Source organism: Flavobacterium sp. N1736, assembly GCF_025947065.1.
Classification (GTDB): Bacteria; Bacteroidota; Bacteroidia; order Flavobacteriales; family Flavobacteriaceae; genus Flavobacterium.
In genome coordinates, this window is record NZ_CP109994.1 from 3,310,520 (window position 1) to 3,327,834 (window position 17,315).

Annotated in this window: 16 protein-coding genes, 2 tRNA genes and 1 rRNA gene; 5 read left to right on the plus strand and 14 right to left on the minus strand. The window is 34.5% G+C overall.

The genetic code is table 11. The features are described 5' to 3' along the window. Positions 1-71: 71 nt before the first annotated feature. The 5 genes from OLM54_RS14120 to OLM54_RS14140 all read right to left on the minus strand — a co-directional run bounded on the left by OLM54_RS14120 (position 72) and on the right by OLM54_RS14140 (position 4,575). Positions 72-145: transfer RNA gene (locus OLM54_RS14120), tRNA-Ala, on the minus strand. Positions 146-290: 145 nt separating this feature from the next. Further along, positions 291-364: transfer RNA gene (locus OLM54_RS14125), tRNA-Ile, on the minus strand. A 121-nt stretch (positions 365-485) separates the two neighbouring features. Continuing rightward, positions 486-1,999, minus strand: a 16S ribosomal RNA gene (locus tag OLM54_RS14130). Between the two features lie 733 nt (positions 2,000-2,732). Next, on the minus strand, positions 2,733-3,968 hold the full coding sequence (locus OLM54_RS14135) for an ABC transporter permease (RefSeq protein ID WP_264535230.1): 1,236 nt from the start codon (positions 3,966-3,968) through the stop codon (positions 2,733-2,735). 112 nt (positions 3,969-4,080) lie between these two features. After that, on the minus strand, positions 4,081-4,575 hold the full coding sequence (locus OLM54_RS14140) for a YkgJ family cysteine cluster protein (protein ID WP_031455300.1): 495 nt from the start codon (positions 4,573-4,575) through the stop codon (positions 4,081-4,083). A 74-nt stretch (positions 4,576-4,649) separates the two neighbouring features. Between OLM54_RS14140 and OLM54_RS14145 the strand changes: the two genes are divergently transcribed. Further along, a complete protein-coding gene (locus OLM54_RS14145) occupies positions 4,650-5,357 on the plus strand; it encodes a class I SAM-dependent methyltransferase (protein ID WP_264535231.1) in 708 nt (235 codons plus the stop codon). 115 nt (positions 5,358-5,472) lie between these two features. Here OLM54_RS14145 and OLM54_RS14150 read toward each other — a convergent pair whose 3' ends face one another. The 8 genes from OLM54_RS14150 to OLM54_RS14185 form a co-directional block, all read right to left on the minus strand. Then, on the minus strand, positions 5,473-6,105 hold the full coding sequence (locus tag OLM54_RS14150) for a 7-carboxy-7-deazaguanine synthase QueE (RefSeq protein WP_264535232.1): 633 nt from the start codon (positions 6,103-6,105) through the stop codon (positions 5,473-5,475). 102 nt (positions 6,106-6,207) lie between these two features. Then, positions 6,208-7,875 (minus strand): tetratricopeptide repeat protein, encoded by a 1,668-nt coding sequence (locus OLM54_RS14155; protein WP_264535233.1) that lies wholly within the window; start codon positions 7,873-7,875, stop codon positions 6,208-6,210. A 16-nt stretch (positions 7,876-7,891) separates the two neighbouring features. After that, positions 7,892-8,812, minus strand: a complete 921-nt coding sequence (locus tag OLM54_RS14160) for a PstS family phosphate ABC transporter substrate-binding protein (RefSeq protein ID WP_264535234.1) — start codon at positions 8,810-8,812, stop codon at positions 7,892-7,894. Between the two features lie 2 nt (positions 8,813-8,814). Next, positions 8,815-9,045 carry a hypothetical protein gene (locus OLM54_RS14165; protein ID WP_264535235.1) on the minus strand — a complete coding sequence of 77 codons (231 nt, stop codon included), beginning with the start codon at positions 9,043-9,045 and terminating at the stop codon, positions 8,815-8,817. After that, positions 9,045-9,845: an energy transducer TonB gene (locus OLM54_RS14170; RefSeq protein WP_264535236.1), complete on the minus strand. Its 801-nt coding sequence runs from the start codon at positions 9,843-9,845 to the stop codon at positions 9,045-9,047. Before OLM54_RS14170 ends, OLM54_RS14165 begins: the two co-directional genes overlap by 1 nt. A 40-nt stretch (positions 9,846-9,885) precedes the next feature. Next, on the minus strand, positions 9,886-10,434 hold the full coding sequence (locus tag OLM54_RS14175) for an ExbD/TolR family protein (protein ID WP_264535237.1): 549 nt from the start codon (positions 10,432-10,434) through the stop codon (positions 9,886-9,888). 19 nt (positions 10,435-10,453) lie between these two features. Continuing rightward, positions 10,454-11,080 (minus strand): ExbD/TolR family protein, encoded by a 627-nt coding sequence (locus tag OLM54_RS14180; protein WP_264535238.1) that lies wholly within the window; start codon positions 11,078-11,080, stop codon positions 10,454-10,456. Between the two features lie 56 nt (positions 11,081-11,136). Continuing rightward, a complete protein-coding gene (locus OLM54_RS14185; protein ID WP_154341446.1) occupies positions 11,137-11,961 on the minus strand; it encodes a MotA/TolQ/ExbB proton channel family protein in 825 nt (274 codons plus the stop codon). Positions 11,962-12,341: 380 nt separating this feature from the next. On the opposite strand from OLM54_RS14185, the gene OLM54_RS14190 reads away from it, so the two are divergent. After that, positions 12,342-13,859, plus strand: coding sequence for a DUF853 domain-containing protein (locus OLM54_RS14190; RefSeq protein WP_264535239.1), 1,518 nt, complete (start codon positions 12,342-12,344; stop codon positions 13,857-13,859). A gap of 91 nt (positions 13,860-13,950) precedes the next feature. Here the strand turns inward: OLM54_RS14190 and OLM54_RS14195 are convergent, their stop codons facing one another. Next, a complete protein-coding gene (locus tag OLM54_RS14195; RefSeq protein WP_264535240.1) occupies positions 13,951-15,291 on the minus strand; it encodes an FAD-dependent oxidoreductase in 1,341 nt (446 codons plus the stop codon). A 181-nt stretch (positions 15,292-15,472) separates the two neighbouring features. On the opposite strand from OLM54_RS14195, the gene OLM54_RS14200 reads away from it, so the two are divergent. The 3 genes from OLM54_RS14200 to OLM54_RS14210 all read left to right on the plus strand — a co-directional run bounded on the left by OLM54_RS14200 (position 15,473) and on the right by OLM54_RS14210 (position 17,246). After that, the gene (locus tag OLM54_RS14200; protein ID WP_264535241.1) at positions 15,473-16,066 is read left to right on the plus strand and encodes a GNAT family N-acetyltransferase; all 594 of its coding nucleotides are present in this window, start codon (positions 15,473-15,475) and stop codon (positions 16,064-16,066) included. A 64-nt stretch (positions 16,067-16,130) separates the two neighbouring features. After that, entirely contained in the window at positions 16,131-16,403 is a 273-nt protein-coding gene (locus OLM54_RS14205) for an alpha/beta fold hydrolase (RefSeq protein WP_264535242.1), read from the plus strand. Between the two features lie 36 nt (positions 16,404-16,439). After that, positions 16,440-17,246: a helix-turn-helix domain-containing protein gene (locus tag OLM54_RS14210; protein ID WP_264535243.1), complete on the plus strand. Its 807-nt coding sequence runs from the start codon at positions 16,440-16,442 to the stop codon at positions 17,244-17,246. Positions 17,247-17,315 lie beyond the last annotated feature (69 nt).

A 17,315-nucleotide genomic window follows, 5' to 3' on the forward strand; every position in this document is an offset into this window, starting at 1 on the left:
AGCTCAAAAGTCAAAAGTCGTCAAGTGAATCACTTTGGACTTTATAACTTTAGACTTTATGACTAAAATCGTGGAGAATAACGGAGTCGAACCGTTGACCTCCTGCGTGCAAGGCAGGCGCTCTAGCCAGCTGAGCTAATCCCCCATTTTTCAATCTTAGATTGTAGAATTCAGATTTTAGATTTCTTGAGTTCTTCTCTAATTTCCTGTGGTGAATCCCAACTTCCAGAATTTCCTTTTTTAAGCTTAACTTTAAATCTAAAATCTATAATCTTAAATCTAAATTTTAGTAGTCCCGGGCAGACTCGAACTGCCGACCCCTACATTATCAGTGTAGTACTCTAACCAGCTGAGCTACGAGACTCTGTTTTACTTAAAATTTATTATTTGAACTAACAGCAAGAGTAAAATAGCCTTGAAATCAAAACCCATAAAGCTTCTTCTTTTTTCCCCAGCGTGTGTTTCCACTAACACTAAGGCTCTAGAAAGGAGGTGTTCCAGCCGCACCTTCCGGTACGGCTACCTTGTTACGACTTAGCCCTAGTTACCAGTTTTACCCTAGGCAGCTCCTTGCGGTCACCGACTTCAGGCACCCCCAGCTTCCATGGCTTGACGGGCGGTGTGTACAAGGCCCGGGAACGTATTCACCGGATCATGGCTGATATCCGATTACTAGCGATTCCAGCTTCACGGAGTCGAGTTGCAGACTCCGATCCGAACTGTGACCGGTTTTATAGATTCGCTCCTGGTCGCCCAGTGGCTGCTCTCTGTACCGGCCATTGTAGCACGTGTGTAGCCCAAGGCGTAAGGGCCGTGATGATTTGACGTCATCCCCACCTTCCTCACAGTTTGCACTGGCAGTCTTGTTAGAGTTCCCGACTTGACTCGCTGGCAACTAACAACAGGGGTTGCGCTCGTTATAGGACTTAACCTGACACCTCACGGCACGAGCTGACGACAACCATGCAGCACCTTGTAAATTGTCTTGCGAAAGTTCTGTTTCCAAAACGGTCAATCTACATTTAAGCCTTGGTAAGGTTCCTCGCGTATCATCGAATTAAACCACATGCTCCACCGCTTGTGCGGGCCCCCGTCAATTCCTTTGAGTTTCATTCTTGCGAACGTACTCCCCAGGTGGGATACTTATCACTTTCGCTTAGCCACTGAAATTGCTTCCAACAGCTAGTATCCATCGTTTACGGCGTGGACTACCAGGGTATCTAATCCTGTTCGCTACCCACGCTTTCGTCCATCAGCGTCAATCAATTAGTAGTAACCTGCCTTCGCAATTGGTATTCCATGTAATCTCTAAGCATTTCACCGCTACACTACATATTCTAGTTACTTCCTAATAATTCAAGTCTAACAGTATCAATGGCCGTTCCACCGTTGAGCGATGGGCTTTCACCACTGACTTATTAAACCGCCTACGGACCCTTTAAACCCAATGATTCCGGATAACGCTTGGATCCTCCGTATTACCGCGGCTGCTGGCACGGAGTTAGCCGATCCTTATTCTTACGATACCGTCAAGCTGCTTCACGAAGCAGTGTTTCTTCTCGTACAAAAGCAGTTTACAATCCATAGGACCGTCATCCTGCACGCGGCATGGCTGGATCAGGCTTGCGCCCATTGTCCAATATTCCTCACTGCTGCCTCCCGTAGGAGTCTGGTCCGTGTCTCAGTACCAGTGTGGGGGATCTCCCTCTCAGGACCCCTACCCATCGTTGCCTTGGTAAGCCGTTACCTTACCAACTAGCTAATGGGACGCATGCTCATCTTTTACCGTTGTGACTTTAATAGTTCAACCATGCGGCCGTACTATACTATGAGGTATTAATCCAAATTTCTCTGGGCTATCCCTCTGTAAAAGGTAGATTGCATACGCGTTACGCACCCGTGCGCCGGTCTCTAGTTCCGAAGAACTATACCCCTCGACTTGCATGTGTTAAGCCTGCCGCTAGCGTTCATCCTGAGCCAGGATCAAACTCTTCATCGTATATTGTTGATCTCAATTAATCAAGATCGTATTGTTATTCGAATCAGTCTCTATCGGTTCTTTTTAATCTCTCGATTATCTTACTCTTATTCTTTTGCTCTAACATCTCTGTTAAAGCGGCTGTCAATTCAATATGTCTACGAACGTGTATTTCTTTTTAGTCTCGCTTGTGTTTCAAAGCGGGTGCAAAAGTAGAAAACTTATTTCTTACTGGCAAATGTTTTTTGAAGTTTTTTTTGAGAAATTTTCATTCCCTTTTTCCTTCCCAAACCTTACCAATCTATCAATGAACTTTCCGTGTTTTGCGGGGTGCAAATGTAACATCTGTTTTCAAATCTCACAAGCTTTTTTTAATCTTTTTTGAAAATAAATTTTCCTTCCGATTGTATTTGCCTGCCAGTATTTCAGTGAACGCCCGTCGTTGTTGCGGGTGCAAAAGTAGCACCTTTATTTACATTTACAAGCCTTTTTTTTATATAATTTCAATCTTTTTTATAACTCGCTGGTATAACGTTTTTTACAACCCGAAGTTTTTTTATGGCTATCCTGCTTTTGACGGGGTTTGCCTGTTTTGGGTAGTTTGCTCGCAAAGGCGCTAAAACGCAAAGTTTGTTTTTTCCTGCTCTTTATACCGAATGTTTCTTCTCAAAACCGCTGCCCTGACCCCGATAGTCCCGAAGCTTCGGGATGAAAACCTGTCGGGTCGTGAAAATGATATTCAGTCTTGAAATGACTAATCGAATCGAATGGCTTTGACCGGAGAGATCTTGGTTATAATATAGGATGGAATTAATAGTACTACGAAACAAACTGTAATTGTCAATAAATTTAGCAATGCTACATAACCCCAATTTATATAAACCGGCGCCTGGTTAACGTAGTAGTTTTCGGGATTTAGCTGAACGACCCCAAACTGCTGCTGGATGAGCAATATCGAAATACCTATTATATTACCCCAAAAGAGTCCTCTTATAATAAGATAAAAAGCATTGTATAAAAATATTTTTCGAACCATCCAGTTATTAGCTCCTAATGCTTTTAGGATTCCGATCATTTGTGTGCGTTCTAAAATGAGTACTAATAAAGCAACTACCATATTAATGGTTGCTACTAAAATCATCACGGCCAAAATAACGATGATATTAAAATCGAAAAGTTGTAACCAATCAAAAATGTAACTGTATTTTTCAACTATAGTTTTGGTATCTAAACTTGATGACGTTTGTTCGTAGATTTGATCGCCCGTTTTTTTGATGTTATTAAAATCCTTTACAAAAACTTCAAAAGCTCCAATTTGATCCGGATTCCATTTATTGATTCGTTGAATGTGACGAATATCCCCTATTATATAAGTTGCATCGAAATCCTGAAAACCTGAATTAAAAATACCCGTGATTTTGAATCGGCGGCTATTTGGCATTTTTCCCTGTTCTTCCTTAATAAAAAAGGTATTGAAATTATCCCCTACTTTTAAATTTAGTCGATTGGCAAGGAATCTTGAAATTATAACATCTTCATTTAGTGATTTAGAAAAATCAGGTAATTTTCCTTCTACTAAGTATTCTTTTATATTATTCCAATCGTAATCTCCTCCAACTCCTTTGAAAATAATTCCTTCAAAAGCTTCTTCGGTTCTTATAATTCCGGCTTTGCTTGCGATTGCCTGAATATGACTTACTTCTGGAACTGATTTGAAATTGGGATAAAAATCTTGTTTTTTAGAAATTGGAACCAGGGTTACATCTGAATTATTATTGTCGTAATTCGAAATAATAATCTGACCATTGAATGCTGAAACTTTTTCACGTATTTTTTGCTGTAAGCCAATTCCCGTTGCTACTGAAACCAACATCATAATAATACCAATAGCGATAGCCGAAATGGCAATTTTAATAATAGGCGCCGAAATACTGCTTTTATAATCCTTGGCAGTAATAAGTTTTTTAGCTATAAAATATTCTAGATTCAATTTATGTGTGCTTATTGATTTATGAAGTGATTTTGTTTTGTTTAAGTCAAAAATACATTTAAAAAAGCAAAAATGAATTGTTCCTAAAAACAATTACAAAATATTTAAATTCTTAAAGCGGGAGTTTTTTCTTCATTTCTTCTACAATATTATATGCTGCCGGACAAATAGCAACATTTTTTAATGTGAGATCTGCAATTTGATGAAACTTTTTTCGATCTGTGTGCGGAAATTCTCTACATGCCTTTGGGCGAACATCATAAATCATGCAGTAATTTTCGTTATCAAGAAAAGTGCACGGAACACTTTTTAAAACATAATCTTTGTCTTCGTCAATTCGAAGATATTGGTCAATAAATTGCTGTGGTTTTTGTCTAAAAGATTTTGAAATTCTTTCAATATCGGCCAAAGTAAACAAAGGCCCGGTCGTTTTACAACAATTGGCACATTGTAAACAATCTGTTTTTTTAAATTCGGCATCATGCAAATCCTGCATAACGTAATCTAAATTTTTGGGTTGTTTCTTTTTCAGCTTATCAAAATACTTTTTGTTTTCGATATGCTTATCTTTGGCTAACTTATTTAAGTTATTTAAAATTTGTTTCAAGTTTACTATTTAAAGTTGATGTGCAAAATTAAACAACTTTAAACTTGAAACCTTAATCTTTGAACTAAATTACAATGAAAGATCTTTTTGGAAAAGCTATGTTTGATTTTCAGACTAATAATTCACCCGAAGATATTATTACTGAAACCTCCATTTCTGAAGAAGACGAAATGAGTGTAGATTATCTATTTCGTTCTTATAATGAAATGCCTAAAATCGAACAAAAAGCATTACAATTAGCAACCGGAAAAACATTAGATGTAGGCTGCGGAGCCGGAAGTCATAGTTTGTCATTACAAAATGATCGAAATTTAGACGTCACTTCTATAGATATTTCAGAAAAAGCAATAGAAACCTGTCAACTTCGAGGTGTGAAAAATGCCAAAGTTCAAAATATACTGGATTTTGAAGGCGAAAAATTTGATACGATAATTTTACTAATGAATGGCGTTGGCATTTTTGGCAAATTAGACCACTGCAATAAATATTTATCTAAATTGAAATCACTCTTAAATGAAGGCGGACAAATTTTATTAGATAGTTCCGATATTATTTATATGTTTGATGAAGATGAAGATGGCGGAAAATGGATTCCGTCGAATAATGATTATTATGGAGAACTTGTTTTTAATATTTCATACAAAGGTGAAAAAGAAGAACCATTTGATTGGTTGTATTTAGATTATAACACGCTTCAAAATGCTGCTATTGCAAATGGCTTAAAATGTGAACTAATTTTAGAAGGTGAACATTATGATTATTTAGCTAAACTTTCAATTTAGCATATAACTACTTTAAACAAATAAAAAAACTGGGAATAAATATTGTATACTTTTTACACACTGTATATTATTTACTATAAAACAAAAAACCTCTTCAGTTGAAGAGGTTTTTTGTTTATGGAATATTTAAATATTTATGTGTTTGCAATGAAACTCTCCATTTTGGATTGTTCATTACATAATCAACAATTAAAGGCGTCATTTCTTCTTTCTTACTCCATTCCGGCTGAAGAAATAAAATCGCATTATCATTTACGAGTTCTGCTTGCTCTTCAGCAAAAATAAAATCATGTTTGTTATAAATAATTACTTTTAACTCATGCGCATTGTCATATACTGTTTGAGTTGGTAATTTATTTTTTTTAGGAGAAAGACAAATCCAGTCCCAATATCCTGTAAGCGGATAAGCTCCGGAGGTTTCGATATGAACTTTTAGATTTTTATTTTTTAACTCCTGAGTTAATAAACTCATATCCCACGTTAATGGTTCTCCACCAGTTACTACAACAGTATCTGCGTAAGCTGCGGCATTTTTTACAATTAAATCAACACTTGTTGGCGGATGTAATTCTGCATTCCAGCTCTCTTTCACATCACACCAATGGCAACCTACATCGCAACCTCCAATTCGTATAAAGTAAGCAGCAGTTCCTGTATGAAAACCTTCTCCCTGAATGGTATAAAATTCTTCCATCAAAGGCAACATCGCTCCTTTATTTACTTCTAATTGTATTTCTTTTGATAACATTATTTTATTTTAAAGTGCAAAGATAGTCAATTAAATACGGAACAAAAAAAACCGATAGTTCAAAGAACTACCGGTTTATATTTTAATTAACAAAGCTTTTAATTATTTCAAAGCTTTAACTGACTGACTAGCATAGCTATTTGTTGGATCTAAAACTAAAGTTTTATTGAAGTATTCAATTGCTTTAGCTTTATCTGTATTAGCATAACTAGCACCAATGCTATTGTAAGCTTCTACGATTTTTTTAACTGTAGCAGGTTTCGCTAATTCCTCAGCTCCTTTTGCAGTTGTTTTAGTAACGTATTCTTCGTAGTTTTTGATAATCTGATCGTCTTTCTCTAACAAGTTATTGATTCTTCCTTTGTATAAGTAAGCTTCATCATAAGTAGGAGAAGCGACTAAAACTCTGTCAAAAGCAGCTTCTGCTTTCCCTAAAGCTTCTGCATTAGGAGCTCCGGCAGCTTTATTTGCATTTGCATAATAAAGTGAGATTCCATAATAAACGTTATCATCTAAATAATTTTTAGAATCTTTGTTAGCAGCTCCAAGTTCAAAAATAGTCGCAGCTTGTGCAAATTGTTTTTTACCGAATAAAGCTTTTCCAAAATCAGCAAGTTCTTCAACTACTAAAGGCTCTAGTTCAATTGCTTTTTTAATGTCAGCAACTCCTGCATCAAATGCAGCCTGGTCAACAATTCCTTCAGCGTTAGTTCCTTTTTTAATTTTAGCCTGGCCTAAGTATAAATAATCTCTGCCAATTACTTTGTTTGTTGGTACTTTAATATAATCTTCGATAGATTTAATTGCAACATCAACATTTCCATTCTCGTAAGCAGCATATCCTAAATATCTGTAAATTCTAGGATTAACTTTATCTTCAGCAATCATTTTGTTTGCTACTACCTCAAGGTTTTTATAATCTTTAACTAAGATCAAGAAATCTGCGTGACGCATTTTTGAGTCTAATGAATAATCTGTAAGACTTAAATATTTCTCGTAATTAGTAATTGCATTTTGCAAGTTAACTTTTGCTGTAGATGGTTTGTTTCTTCCCCATTTGTAATAAGTTTCAGCCAATTCTCTGTAAACAGGACCGTAATTAGCATTTAAAGCAATAACTTCATTGAAGGCTTTAATTGCTTCTTCATAAGATTTTGCTCCTTTCAACAAAACTCCTAATTGCATTTTAGCTCTTAAAAGTGTTGGATCTGCCGTAAATGCATCACGATATGCTTTGTATGCATCATTTTGGTTGTTTGCACCGTAATATGCATCTCCAATTGTTAAAAGTGCCTGAGCATTTTGTGGCTCAATTGCTAATGCCTTTTTTAAAGATGCAACAGCATTTGTATAATCAGGGTTTACAGAATTCATGTAAGCTTTTCCAATGTAAATATATTCATCTACATCTTTACGCTTCATATCTTTTGTTGCTAAACCAAAATTTGCAGTAGCCGAAGCAGTATTTTTGCTATCAAGATCTATTTGAGCTAATCCAATATAATTTAAGTTTTTTCTGTCTGATGCTTCTAATCCATTTAAGTAATAAATCTTAGCGGAATCAATAATTGATTGGTTTAGATAAACATTTCCTAAAACAAAGTTTGCTTCACCATCAGATGGTTTTGCTTTAATAATTGATTTTAGCAATGATTTTGCCTTTTGAAATTGCTCTGCGTCGATTGCTTTTTTAGCTTCTTTGATATCTTGCGCTTTTACTACAGAAGCTGAAGCAACTAAGGCAAGACTAAAAATTTTAAATTTATTCATCTTTATTGTAATTAATTTATTCTTTATCGTTATTAATTTGACTTCTAATTTGTAGTTTTCGTCCCGGAGTTCTCACAGGAAGCAATCCGGATTTTAAAACTATTCGTTGTCCAATGTCCCCGGCTATGAATGAAGCAAATCCCATTCCTAAACCAGAATACCCCTGACAATTTATAATAAACAAATCACGTGCCAAAGGATATTTTAATTCAGCCAGATCATTTTGTGTTGGACTATAGTATTTATCATCTTTTAGCCCTTTAACACTTAAAACATTAATTTTCTTTATTACTTCAAGCATATTTGGAGATGGCTGATACAACCAGTTTACACCAACTACACCAATCATTCCATCATTTTCTGCAACAAATTTAATCACTTCATCATTCGTTTTAAAGGAGAAAACACCAGTGGCAGGAATTTCGTTTACTTTAGCCAAATCCTTCATGTAACGTACTGTACTTGAATTTGGATTATCAAAAACCAATCCTTTAATTTTAGAATCTGATTTACCCTGCATAAAATCTATTACTGATTTTAACGCAATTAAAGTGTCATTATTACTCTTATTCGAAATTAAAGCAATTGCATCAGTTGCAAATGGAGTAACTCTTGGATTTATTTTATTTTTCTCAAATCGCTCTTTCTCTTCCTTAGTCAGGTTTCTGGTTGTAATTACAACTTTTGCTTTTTGATTTGTAAGATCATTTATCAGCTCCGCTTCCGATTTTGTTTTTATCGAAATCTTCGCATCATAAATACTTTCAAAAACAGCTACCTGATCTTCAACTATTGGTTTTATGGTTTCATCAACAGTAATATCTATAGTTCCTTTTAAAATTGATTCCTTATTAGATTCGCTTTTGCTTTTTTGGTTGCACATGGCAAACAAAAAGACAAAGGTTACTAAACCAAAAACTTTAGCATATTTAAACATAACTATTCTGTGTTTGAATTAATTAATCTCAAAAAACGTATACCTGAATATACTATTAACAGAATTCCAAAAGCATATCTGTACATTGGATCCATGTTTAATGGTAATTTTTTCCAAAACATAATCATTAAACCAAGCACAAGATATATTAAAAAAAAGAGTATTCCTAAAACAAGAAGAAATCGCTCTCTGAGCGATTTCTTCTGAATATTATTAAGCATATCTTTTAACATTATTCTGCAGATTGAATAGTAATAGGAAGAGAGTAAAGTACCCTAACTTTTTTACCATTTTGCTCGCCGGGAGTCCATTTTGGACATTTTTTAAGAACACGAATTGCTTCTGCTCCTGTACCGTAACCGATATCCCTTAAAACTTTAATGTCGGTTAATGAACCGTCTTTTTCAACTACAAAAGTAACGTAAACTTTACCTTTTAAACCTTCTTCTTCCGGAGTCTTGTAATTGTTTCCTACGAATTTGTAGAATTTTTCAATTCCTCCAGGGAAATCTGGTTTTACTTCGATACCAGCTGTGTTGTACACGTTGTTATCTTCTTCAACCACTTGAGATACTGGTCCGTTTCCTACTGGCTCATCCACAGTTAAAACTGCATCCGGATCTCCTTTGATAGTTTCTGAACCAATTTTTTTCTCTTTCAGATCCACAATTTTTGGTGGCTCTTCAGTGATTTCTTCTGTCTTAGCAACAACCGGTTTCACAAACTTCACCTGATCCACTTTTGGTGGCGGTGGCGGTGGTGGCGGCATGTTTGGCTTTACTTCCTGTTTTTTAGGAGGTAACTTTATCGTTGTAATCTTAATATCATTATTCTCTGCATCATCACCAGAATTTGGCAAAAAGCTAGCAATAAGTGGAGCAGCAACAGCAAGAGCAAAAATAACTGAACCAACAATAAGTGCTCTTACTGTAGTTTTCGTATTTGATTTTCTTAACTCATATGCACCATATATCTTATTACGTCCTTCGAATACGATATCAAGCCACTGATTTTTAATTATATCTAATTTCATTTTTCTTGATTATTAGGTTATTGTCAAAACAAGATTGCTCTTATTTTTTCTCTAACAATTCGGTTTCTTTAGGTGAGAAATCATTAACAATTGCATAAGTAGCAACTTCGGTGATAGCCATTTCATCTAAAATGTCTACCAGATTTTTGTACTTAGATTTCTTACCTGGCTTGATGATAACAATAATCCCTTTATCCTTAGATCCTGTATATTCAATTACTGATCTTTTACGAGACAATAATTCTTTACGGATACCATCTTTCCCATAAGCAATATCTTTAGGACCAGCAATAGGACTTTCTAATAATCCCATATAATAAATAAGCTTATTATTTTCTCCCATCATAACGGTCATAGTTCGTTTTTCATCAACTTTTATGTCCTTATTTTTGGTAATATCCTCATCTTTATCTGGCAAACCTAAACTCATCGATTGAGGTTTTGACAACGTAGTGGTTAACATAAAGAATGTGATCAATAAGAAAGCCAAATCCACCATCGCAGTTAAATCTACTTTAGAGTTTTGCTTTTTACTTCTTACTTTACCACCTTTTCCGCCACCACCGTCGCCGGTATTTAATTCAGCCATTTTAGTGTATATTTTTTAATTAAAAGTCTTTTCCTCTCATACCAGTAACTAAGTTAAAGGTATTGATTTTTTGATCTTGCAGGATATCCATAATCTTTTTGATTTGTGGGTATTCTTCTTTTGCATCTCCTTTTATAGCGATTTGCAATTCTTTATCATCAAGATCAATTGTAGCTCTTCTAGCAATCAAAAGCCAATCTTTTAATTGATTATCCAAAGAATCCATTGGAATTCCTCTTTGATCTGCTTTACTTCTGTCAGCCGCTTTCATGTTAATGATTTGTTTCAAACCTGCAACCGGAACACCGAAGTCATCCATTAATGCAAATTGATTTTTATCATCTTCAGAAAAAGTAACTCCGTATTTTTGACCCATTCCTTCAAGAGTTCTTTTACGAACTTCTCTACCTTTTATGTCAAAAAACACTTTACTTTTTCCATCTTTTCCTTTACCAACAATGATCGTAGCTAAATCCGTATCAGGTAATTTAGTTTGAACAGTAGATGAAGGCATATCTACAGGAAGTGCCTCAGGCACCTTAGCAGTAGCGGTCAAAATAAAGAACGTAAGCAAAAGGAACGCAACATCGCACATGGCAGTCATATCTGTCGATGTTGACTTTTTTTTCATTTTTATTTTAGCCATTCTCTTTTATTTTTATTTTGATATAATTAATTAAAATTATTAATATCAAAAATTAATTATTGTTTCAAACTTCCTCTGAATCTTCTGTAAGTATTCACGATTGTAGTACCTGCCTCATCGATAGAGTAAGTTAAATCATCAATTTTAGCAGTAAAGAAGTTGTAAGAAACGATAGCTAAGATAGAAGTAGAGATACCTGTTGCAGTGTTGATAAGTGCCTCAGAGATACCTGTTGCAAGAGCAGCCTGGTCTGGAGTTCCAGCAGAAGCTAACGCACCAAACGCTTTAATCATACCTGATACAGTTCCTAATAATCCTCCTAAAGTTCCTAATGATACTAAAGTAGAGATAATAGTCATATTTTTTTCTAACATTGGCATTTCTAATGAAGTTGCCTCTTCGATTTCTTTGTGAATTACTTCTGAAGCTTCTTCACTGTTGAAACCTTCTTTTTTAACATCTTGATATTTAATCAAAGCAGATTTAATTGCATTTGCAACTGAACCTTGTTGTTTGTCACATGAAGCGATAGCAGCCTCGATGTTTCCTTCTTTAATACTTCCTTGAACGCTTTTCATGAATTTATCTAAGTTAGCTTTTCCAGCCGCTTTTCCAATAACGATAAATCTTTCAATAGAAAACACAACAACCATTAAAAACATACCTAATAATACTGGTACGATAAATCCTCCTTTATATACTTGCCCTAATGTATTGATCGGGTGACCTGTTTCAGGATTACCACCTTCGAAGTTAGAAGCATCTCCCATGATTACTTTCCAAATAAACACCCCAACCAAAATACACGCTACAATAATGATTCCAGTGATCATTCCTCCCCCATTCGAAGTGCTTTCTTTTTTAACTTTAACGTTTGCCATTTTTTTAAATTTTAATAGTTTTAAATAATTTTTATTTTTTAGTTATATTTAACTTGTAGAGGAGCAAATTTATACGTTTAGTTTAAATAAAAAAACTTTTTTTAATTTTATTGAAGCAAATTTAACGTCAATTTAAAAAATATCTCATTAATTTGCCAACATTCTTTTTTCGATAAAACAAAAATAAGGACGATTTATGGGAAAATTACAACGTTTTAGTAAATATTCAAAGATTCCTTTGATATCTTCTTAAAAAGATGCGAAATTATTTTTTATTATATTTTTAACCCGAAAAAGCTTTTTCCTACTAAAAAAAAAGTAATCAAATTGTTAAAAAACAAAGCAATACTCTTATAATCATCTAAATTACAAACAAAAACATGAATAAAAAAGACAATTTCATTCAAGATATAAACAATGGATATTTATCTAAGGGAGACAGCATTATTCTAGGCGGAGCAATTCTTGACGGTGAACCTATTGCAGAGGTTCATGTAAAAATTCCATTAAAAACCTTAAACCGTCACGGCTTAATTGCCGGAGCAACCGGAACTGGAAAAACAAAAACCATTCAGGTATTTTCAGAGCAATTATCAAATGCCGGAATTCCTGTTTTAATGATGGATATAAAAGGTGATTTTAGCGGTATTGCAAAAGAAGGAAAAGAAGAAGGTTTTATTACCGAGCGTCACGCCAAAATAAACATACCTTATAATGTATCTTCATTTCCTGTTGAATTGATGTCTTTATCAAAACAAAACGGCGTTCGTCTGCGTGCAACCGTTTCTGAATTTGGCCCTGTATTGTTCTCACGAATTTTAGATTTAAATGATACTCAGGCCGGAGTTGTTTCCGTAATCTTTAAATATTGCGACGACAAGCAAATGCCTTTATTGGATTTGAAAGACATTAAAAAAGTCATTAATTATATTACCGAAGAAGGTAAAGACGAAATTACGGCCAGTTATGGTAAAATTTCGACCGCAACAACCGGAACGATTCTAAGAAAAATAATTGAATTGGAACAACAAGGCGGAGATATATTTTTTGGTGAATTATCTTTTGAAATTGATGATTTAATGCGAATCGACGAAAACGGAAAAGGTTACGTTAACATCATCCGCCTGACGGATATTCAGGATAAACCAAAGTTATTCTCAACTTTCATGCTGAGTTTATTAGCCGAAATCTACCAAAAAATGCCTGAAAAAGGAGATGCAGATCAACCTGAGTTAGTCATTTTTATTGATGAAGCGCATTTAATTTTTAACGAAGCCAGCAAAGCATTATTAGAACAAATTGAAACGATTGTAAAATTAATTCGTTCTAAAGGTATTGGTGTTTACTTTGTAACACAAAACCCAATGGATGTGCCAAGCGGCGTTTTAGCACAATTGGGTTTAAAAATTCAGCATGCGCTTAGGGCTTTTACAGCAAATGACAGACAAGCGATTAAAAAAACAGCCGATAATTATCCAACTTCTACCTATTATAAAACAGATGAATTGCTTACGAATTTAGGTATTGGAGAAGCGCTGGTAACTGCTCTAAACGAAAAAGGAGTTCCAACGCCACTTGTAGCCACAATGATGCGTGCGCCACAAAGCCGAATGGATGTTTTGACTGCTGATGAAATCGAAGCGATTAACAGCAAATCAAAATTAGTAAAGAAATACAGCGAAGAAATTGATCGCGAAAGCGCTTACGAAATACTAACCCAAAAAATTGAAGAGGCAACACAAGCTGCTGCAGAACAAGAAGAACAAGCACCAACCAGATCTTCAAAAGCAGAACCAAGCACGGCAAGTGTTGTGGGAAAATCTGTTTTGAAAGTTGTAACAAGCGCTACTTTTATCAGAGGTGTTTTTGGAGTTTTAACCAAAATCTTTAAAAAATAATCTAAACAACAAACCCGACAGATTTTAAAAACCTGTCGGGTTTACTATTGTCAAATTTTAAATTGAATTTTTTTGATATTGATTTTTGATATTACTTCTGCAGCAACTCCAAAATCTTATAATCTATTTCGGGAGTATTCCAGATATTTTCAATATTATCTATTTTTAGAATTTCTTCCATAATTCCGTTTTGAAAATCTCCAATTGCCAAAGCTTCGGCATAAGGACGATCGCTAAAAGTTACACGACTGTAAAGCGGAACCCATTTTTCAGGATATTTATCAGAGAATGCTTTTTCGATTTTCTTTTGTAATAAGAATTTCTCGTCGGCAGTTTTGGTACTCATTTCCATAAAATTACGATACGAAAGTTCAGCAATTGCATCGGCATTTGGTTTACGTGAAATTTGATATTCAGCAAAAATCTTTTTCCAGTCGTCTCCGTATTTCTCAATCATTTCGTTTAAAACCGTAATATCTTCAAAACCGGCATTCATTCCCTGTCCGTAAAACGGAACAATTGCATGACAGGCATCTCCAATTAATGCAATTTTATCTTCATATGTCCATGGAAAACATTTCATGGTTACCAAAGTACTTGTTGGGTTTTTAAAGAAATCTTCTGCTAATTTCGGAATCACTTCAATCGAATCCGGAAAGTTTTTCGTGAAGAAATCTTCTACCATTTTACGATCTGTAAGCGACGCAAACGAGTTTTCTCCCTCAAAAGGCATGAACAGCGTACATGTAAAACTTCCATCAAGATTAGGCAGTGCAATTAACATATATTCACCGCGAGGCCAAATATGAAACGAATTTCTATCCAGTTTGTGAGTAGCATCTGTATTGGCCGGAATATTCAATTCCTTGTAACCCATATTTAAAAATTCCTGCGAATAATTAAACATGCTTTGGCGCTGCATTCTGTGTCTGATTCTTGAAAAAGCACCATCGGCACCAAAAACCATATCGTATTTTTTCTCCTCCCACTCGCCTCTTTCCGTTTCTCCAATATGCAAAGTCGCATCGCTTAGCGTTACGTCCCAGATTTTTTGGTCAAATAGAAATTCAGCTCCGGCTTCTTCGGCAAGATCAATCATTTTCCTGTTCAGGGTTCCTCTCGAAATCGAATAAATCGACTCGCCTTCCTGTCCGTAATTTTGAAAATTGAGTTTATCAACCAAATGAATCGCACGTTTGTCCATCGGAATTGCGATTTCGCGTACCGAATCGCCAACACCAACGCCGTCAAGAGCTTTCCAGCCACGATTAGACATTGCCAGATTTATAGAACGACCCGAAAAATTAATTTTGCGAATATCAGGACTACGATCATAAACATGAACGGTGTGACCTGCTTTTTTGAGATAAATTGCCAATAATGATCCTACTAATCCAGAACCTACAACAGCAATTTTTAGTGAAGTTTGCATCAAGAAAAATCTAAATATAAGATCGTAAAAATAAGTAATAATTCTACAAGAGCTTAAAAATAAAGGAAATATTTATGATTTATACCGTTTCTATCTCTCAAACAACACTCATTTTCATAACAAAATCCTATTTTTAATGATTTATTAGAAATCCGAAAAAGATTACTTTGGCTAAAAAACAATGAAAAGCGAACTACTAAAATCAGACATCATATTAGAAAACGAACGAGTTTTACTACTTCCTTTTGAAGACAAAAGAAATATCGAACTCAAAGAAATTATTTTTGAAGATGAAATCTGGAAATACATGGGAATGTATGTGCGTACTGAAACCGATTTTGAAAACTATATCAAAAACACGCTACAACAAAAAGCCGACGGAATTTGTTATCCATTCCTTATTATAGACAAAGCCACCAACAAAATTGCAGGAAGCACGCGATACGGATATCTAAATCACGCAAGTCAAAAATGCGAAATTGGCTGGACTTGGTATGGAACGGAATTTCAGGGAACGGGTTTAAACAAAGCCTGCAAATTTGAATTATTGAAATTTGGTTTTGAAAACATTCAATTTAAAAGAATACAATTTAGCGCCGATCTCGAAAATATAAGATCACAAAAAGCTATTGAAAATTTAGGTGCTTTAAAAGAAGGAATCTTTAGAAATAATTATGTGGATTCTGCAGGAAAAAGCAAAGATGATGTTTATTATAGTGTGATTTTGGAGGAATGGGAGAATACTAAACGAGATTATTTTGGAGAATTTGTATAGAAACTGAAACAAAAAAAGAATTACGTCGTCTTATAATGATAGAAAATCATCAATCAAAAATCAAATGAAAAAGTCAATCATTCTGTTCGCAATATTCTTATTAAGTTTTGGGACGATTTCTGCGCAGACAGAAATCAAAATTCCGTACGGAAATAAGCCGGAAGCAGGACATTATAAAGAAATCAACGGTTTTAAAATGTATTATGAAGTTTACGGAACTGGCGAACCTCTGGTTTTACTTCATGGAAATGGCGGTTCTATTAAAGGTCACACGAGTTTCTTTACCGATCCATTTAAGAAAACATCAAGTGTAGAATTATTTACAGGAAAAAAATAAGCCGAAATTGATATTCAATAACATAATAATCCACAAATGAAATTATATTCAGAATATTATGTGAGTGAAAAATGCGAGCGGTTTGTTAATAAAATATGGTGTCTGGATAACAGTATCGGCGAAAGCCTGATCGAAAACAAACTCGTTTTACCAAACGGCTGTTTTAATCTTGCAATTGTAAGCGGAAACGCAATAGAAGTTCATACAAGCAAACAAAAATATGAAATGAACGAAAGTTTTTACTTTTGTTCGCAAATGACAAATAAAGTTTTGGTAAACATTCAGCCAAAAACTAAAGTCACGATTATACAATTGCATGCCTGGACGCTTTCGATGTTTCCCAATTATGATTTAAGCAATTTTACCGATTCTATTATCAAAATCAACCAAACTGAATTACCTTTTACAAATGAAATCGATTCGGGTTTAAACAGTAATATTTCGGCATTATTAAGCACAATTAATACTTATTTTGAAGATTTAAGCGCTTTACATTCCACTAAAAATACGATTGAAAAAATCTGCGAAATCATTAAAGTTCACAATGAAGAAATTACAGTTTCAGAAATTGGAAAAATTTTAAATGTTTCACAAAGATTATTGCAGATCAAGTTTAAAACCGCAACCGGACTTACGATTAAAAAGTACATTCAGATTTTGAAATTCAGAAAATCAGTAGATCAAATGGTAAACTCCGGTGTAGAAAAATTAAATCTCACCGATGTTGCGCTTTACAACAAATATTTTGACCAGTCGCATTTTATAAAACAGTTTAAAGATGTGACAAAAACAACTCCAAAAACCTTCAATTCAAGTTTGTATTTTCTTTCAAAAAAAAGATAAGATTTCGCATTTGTACAATTTTAAAAAGTATTATTGTACTAATATTGCAAATCATCAATCAATCAAATC

Bases quoted from the DNA above. Each gene is read 5' to 3' on its own strand.
- OLM54_RS14155 (WP_264535233.1), bottom strand. From the start codon at position 7,875: ATGAATAAATTTAAAATTTTTAGTCTTGCCTTAGTTGCTTCAGCTTCT.
- OLM54_RS14150 (WP_264535232.1), bottom strand. From the start codon at position 6,105: ATGTTATCAAAAGAAATACAATTAGAAGTAAATAAAGGAGCGATGTTG.
- OLM54_RS14200 (WP_264535241.1), top strand. From the start codon at position 15,473: ATGAAAAGCGAACTACTAAAATCAGACATCATATTAGAAAACGAACGA.
- OLM54_RS14145 (WP_264535231.1), top strand. From the start codon at position 4,650: ATGAAAGATCTTTTTGGAAAAGCTATGTTTGATTTTCAGACTAATAAT.
- OLM54_RS14205 (WP_264535242.1), top strand. From the start codon at position 16,131: ATGAAAAAGTCAATCATTCTGTTCGCAATATTCTTATTAAGTTTTGGG.
- OLM54_RS14190 (WP_264535239.1), top strand. From the start codon at position 12,342: ATGAATAAAAAAGACAATTTCATTCAAGATATAAACAATGGATATTTA.
- OLM54_RS14185 (WP_154341446.1), bottom strand. From the start codon at position 11,961: ATGGCAAACGTTAAAGTTAAAAAAGAAAGCACTTCGAATGGGGGAGGA.
- OLM54_RS14160 (WP_264535234.1), bottom strand. From the start codon at position 8,812: ATGTTTAAATATGCTAAAGTTTTTGGTTTAGTAACCTTTGTCTTTTTG.
- OLM54_RS14170 (WP_264535236.1), bottom strand. From the start codon at position 9,845: ATGAAATTAGATATAATTAAAAATCAGTGGCTTGATATCGTATTCGAA.
- OLM54_RS14180 (WP_264535238.1), bottom strand. From the start codon at position 11,080: ATGGCTAAAATAAAAATGAAAAAAAAGTCAACATCGACAGATATGACT.
- OLM54_RS14195 (WP_264535240.1), bottom strand. From the start codon at position 15,291: ATGCAAACTTCACTAAAAATTGCTGTTGTAGGTTCTGGATTAGTAGGA.
- OLM54_RS14175 (WP_264535237.1), bottom strand. From the start codon at position 10,434: ATGGCTGAATTAAATACCGGCGACGGTGGTGGCGGAAAAGGTGGTAAA.
- OLM54_RS14165 (WP_264535235.1), bottom strand. From the start codon at position 9,045: ATGTTAAAAGATATGCTTAATAATATTCAGAAGAAATCGCTCAGAGAG.
- OLM54_RS14210 (WP_264535243.1), top strand. From the start codon at position 16,440: ATGAAATTATATTCAGAATATTATGTGAGTGAAAAATGCGAGCGGTTT.